This is a genomic window from Brachyspira catarrhinii, assembly GCF_005518285.1.
Taxonomy (GTDB): Bacteria; Spirochaetota; Brachyspiria; order Brachyspirales; family Brachyspiraceae; genus Brachyspira; species Brachyspira catarrhinii.
Genome location: NZ_SJDU01000200.1, coordinates 1 through 4207 on the forward strand (window position 1 = coordinate 1; position 4207 = coordinate 4207).

3 protein-coding genes and 1 pseudogene are annotated in these 4207 nt (G+C 31.3%); 1 reads left to right on the top strand and 3 read right to left on the bottom strand.

All coding sequences use genetic code 11. From position 1 onward, the window contains the following. Nucleotides 1–667 (top strand): annotated as a pseudogene (locus tag EZH24_RS07915) (tRNA 2-selenouridine(34) synthase MnmH); the annotation flags it as partial. Between the two features lie 78 nt (nt 668–745). Here EZH24_RS07915 and EZH24_RS07920 read toward each other — a convergent pair. The 3 genes from EZH24_RS07920 to EZH24_RS07930 form a co-directional block, all read right to left on the bottom strand. Then, nucleotides 746–2953 (bottom strand): methyl-accepting chemotaxis protein, encoded by a 2208-nt coding sequence (locus EZH24_RS07920; protein ID WP_137998577.1) that lies wholly within the window; start codon nt 2951–2953, stop codon nt 746–748. A gap of 107 nt (nt 2954–3060) precedes the next feature. Further along, nucleotides 3061–3777, bottom strand: coding sequence for a tRNA (adenosine(37)-N6)-threonylcarbamoyltransferase complex dimerization subunit type 1 TsaB (gene tsaB / locus EZH24_RS07925; RefSeq protein WP_137998578.1), 717 nt, complete (start codon nt 3775–3777; stop codon nt 3061–3063). Then, nucleotides 3774–4207, bottom strand: a 434-nt coding sequence (locus tag EZH24_RS07930) for a YaaR family protein (RefSeq protein ID WP_137998579.1), incomplete at its 5' end; no start/stop codon positions are given. The genes tsaB and EZH24_RS07930, both read right to left, overlap by 4 nt.

Consider the following 4207-nt stretch of genomic DNA (forward strand, 5'->3'; position numbering starts at 1 on the left):
TTATGTTTTAAGAGGCGGTTATAAAAGCTATAGGCGTTTTGTATTGGATTCTTTTAATAAAAATTATAAAATATATTTGCTTACGGGAAAAACTGGAAGCGGTAAAACTTTAATATTAAACAAATTAAAAGAATTGGGGCATAATATTATCGATTTGGAATTTTTGGCGAAACATAAAGGCTCTGCATTCGGCGGTATAAACGAAGGAGAACAGCCTACGCAGGAACAGTTTGAAAATTATTTATCGAATGAATTATATAAATATGGTAACGATAAAGTATTATGGTTTGAAGACGAAAGTTATTTAATCGGTAAAATAGCGATTCCCAAATCCTTATTTAATACTATGAAAGAGCCTCAAAAAGTTATTTATTTAAATGTTTCAAAAGAGAGCAGGGCAAAATATATAACCGAAATTTACGGAAAATACGATATAAACGATTTGGAAAAATCCATTCTAAAAATAAAAAATCGTCTGGGAGGCGAGAGAATGAAAAAAGCTGTGGAACTTTTGCATAACGGAAAAATATACGAATGCGTTTTGACTTTGCTTTATTATTACGACAAAGCTTATAAATTGAATATAGTCGAAGATAAACTCATAAATATAGAATGCGATAATTTGGATTTCAATTCGATAACAAAATCAATTTTAAGCAAAATATAAATTTAGAATATAATAATAAAAAAGCATCGCTCTTGATAGCAATGCCTTTTTATTATTATTTTGTTCTTTATTATCTTATTAGAACGATTCAAAACCTTCCGTATCATCTTTAGGGTTATTAAAAGTAGAACCAAATTCGCTGTCTTTTGAAACTGACGGAACGGGTTTAGTCTCTTCATAACTTTTCTTTAGCGGACTTTTTACGGGATTTTTTATTGGAGTTTTTACAGTCGTTTTTAAAGGACTTTTTATTTCTGTCGAAGGTCTCGGTTTTGGAGTAAAAGTTTTTTCCTCTTCTTTTTCTTTATCGTCTTTGAGGTCGTTTAATTTTTCTTCTTCATTATTATTATCAATGTTTTTATCTTCTTTTTTTTCTTCAACTTTCTTTTCGATAACTATATTATTTTCAGAATCGCTATCTTCTCTTAATTTAAAGAATTCCATCGCGTTTAATAATTCTTTAGCTTGAGAGAATAAAGTTTCAGAAGCCGCTGTAGATTCTTCGACCAAAGCGGCGTTTTGTTGAGTCGCCATATCCATTTGAGCGATTGCGATATTTACTTGGTCTACTCCAGATTGTTGTTCCACCGCCGTAGAGCTTAAATCTTGCATTATTTTAGCCGTTTCCTCTATTTGTTGCTTTAAATTTTGGAATATTTCTTTCGATTCTCTTGCGGTTTCGGTTGCGGTCGCCGTTTTTTCTTCAGCGTCCGAAACTAAAGCGGTAATATCTTTAACGGACGCTTGAGTATTTTGAGCCAAATTTCTTACTTCGGATGCGACTACGGCGAATCCTCTTCCTTGCTCTCCCGCTCTTGCAGCTTCGACTGCGGCGTTTAATGCGAGAATATTCGTTTGAAAGGCTATGGATTCTATTATTTTTGTAATCGCGCTGATTTTTGAACTCGATTCGTAAACCGCTTCTATATTTTGAGTGGTTTCTTCTATTATTCTTCCCGCTTCTTCTATAGCGTTTCTTGAATTAATCATCATATTATTGCCTTCTACCGTATGGTCTGCGGACGATTTAATTGTGGAAGCTATTTGTTCCATAGACGAAGCCGTTTCTTCGAGTCCCGATGCCTGACTTTCCGTTCTGTCGGACAAATCCACATTGCCTTGAGCGACTTCTTCGGCGGAAGATTTTACGGTATTTGCGCTATAATAAACGATTCTAACCTTTTCATTTAATACCCATAAAAAGTTGTTTATCGCTTTCGCTATCATTCCAAATTCGTCTTTTCTGGAAAGAAGGAAAGGAGGAACATCCCAATTTAAATCTCCCTGCGATAATTTGGTTAAATCTTTAGCCAAAGCGCTTAATATTTTTGTTATTTTTCCTATGTATATGAATATAAAAATGGAAGCGAGTATAAGTATGGCTATAGTTCCTATTATCGCGTATCTTACCATAGAATAAATATTTCCAAATAATTCGCTCGATTCTACGCTCATAACTACAGACCAATCGGATATAGGCTCTCTATCGAAAATCGCTATAGAATCGTTTCCATTGAACGGAGATTTAAATTCAAAGATTCCAGATTCGTTTTCTCTCGCGTATTTTATATAATCCGCTTCTTGTAAAATTTTACTTCTGACATGAGACGAAATAGGGTCGGCAATTACCATTCTATCTCTATCCACTATAAAAGGATGTCCAGTGTTTCCAAATTTAACCATTTCCAATTCTTTATCTATAAAAGAATGCCAATCAACTAAAACTCCAACCGCTCCTATTATATTTCCAAGACTATTTCTAACGGGACTGCATATAGGTATTAGCCATTTATTGTCTTCTAAAGGATAAGGAACTGCGGTATAATACATTGTAGTTTGCCCGCTCATAACTTTTCCCCATAATTCCGAATCTATCGTTCTTATATCGTAATTTGAATTTAAAAATACTCCGTTTGCGCTGTCCAATATCGGATAACCTTGAGCATTGAATAATATTAAAGAATATACTACCGTATTGTTTGCGACTATATTTTTCATAACATTTTCGGCTATAATTCTCGTATCGGGCGTATTGATAGCCAAATGATTTCTTATATCGACAAATCCAGAAGAAATTGAATCGGATATAACTATAGCTTGATTTAACCAAACATTTATTATCCTTGTATACGCTTTAGTAGTCGATTGAAAGCCGAATATTGAAGAATTCCTTATTCCTATTGCTCCTATATCGATTATCAATGTAACCAATATTATAGTCATTACCGTTACCAATACCATAACGAAGAAAGGGATTTTTATTCTCAATGATTGTAATTTTCTCATTTTTAAAACTCCAATGATTTTTTAGATTAGTTTTTACATTTTATTTTATATAATAATTTTATTTTTATCAAGCAATAGCTTATCATAATTTATCGGAATATTTTTTATTAAAATTCATTATTAAGATTAGCTTTTTTATTTTCCGCTTCGCTTTTTCTCAAATATAACGGAGATAAAGAAAATATATCGTCAAAATCTCCAGCTTTAAATCTGCTTTCCGACAACAAAATTGAATTTGACGCTTTTATTATATTAAAAGAATTATCCAAATTGTTTATTTTATAGTTTTTTGAATTATTTTTTAAACTTTCTAAAAAGAATTCTTTATTTTTAGAAAAACCGTCTCCGCATAAGGTAATAATTTCGTTTTTATTTGAAATAGAATCGATTAAATTGATTATTTCGTTATAAGTTAAATCCAAATTTTCTTTTATTTTTTTGTCGTCTTTATAAATATTCGCGTAAACGCTTCCTTTTCTCGCCTCTATTAAAGCCAATTTCACGCCATCGAAAGATTTTATATTTTGATACAAACTCTCCAAACTTGAAACGCCGATTATTTTAATATTTTTCGCATAGCAAATACTTTTTATTGTGGCAAATGCTATTCTAATAGAAGTAAAAGAACCCGGTCCGATTCCAAGAACTATACAATCTATATTATCCAAAGACAATTTATTTTCTTTCAAAAAGTCGTCTAAAATTGGAATTAGTTCGCTATTATGATTTTTGATATTTTCTTTATTTATTTCGATTATGGAATCGTCCGATTTTAAAGCTATTGAAAAGCTCGAGGATACGGTATCGAAAGCGAGTATATTCATGAAATTAAATTTAAAACCAATCCTTTAAGCCTCATTACTCTATTTGCGATTGCTATATGGTCCTTTTGATTTTTAATTATGTCTCTATATAAAGAATCAAGCTCTTCGTTTATTTTTGAAACCACATTATAAGTTTTTTTATTCATGCTTAAATTTCTAACTCTATAAGCGTCTTTAATCACTTTTTCCACCAACGCTCTGATTAAATCTCTAAATTTTTGAAATTCTTTTATATTGGAACTTTTTTCAAGCATATTTCCCGCATCGTATATTTGTTTTTTTAGTTCGTTTAATTCGTAGGAGTATTTTTTTATTTCCATATCTTCTTCGAGCATAGACGCGAAATTGGAAGATGCAACGGAAACTTTAGCCGAAGAATCCATTAATATATTATTAAGATTAATTTCTCTATTTCTTCTTTCTTCAACTC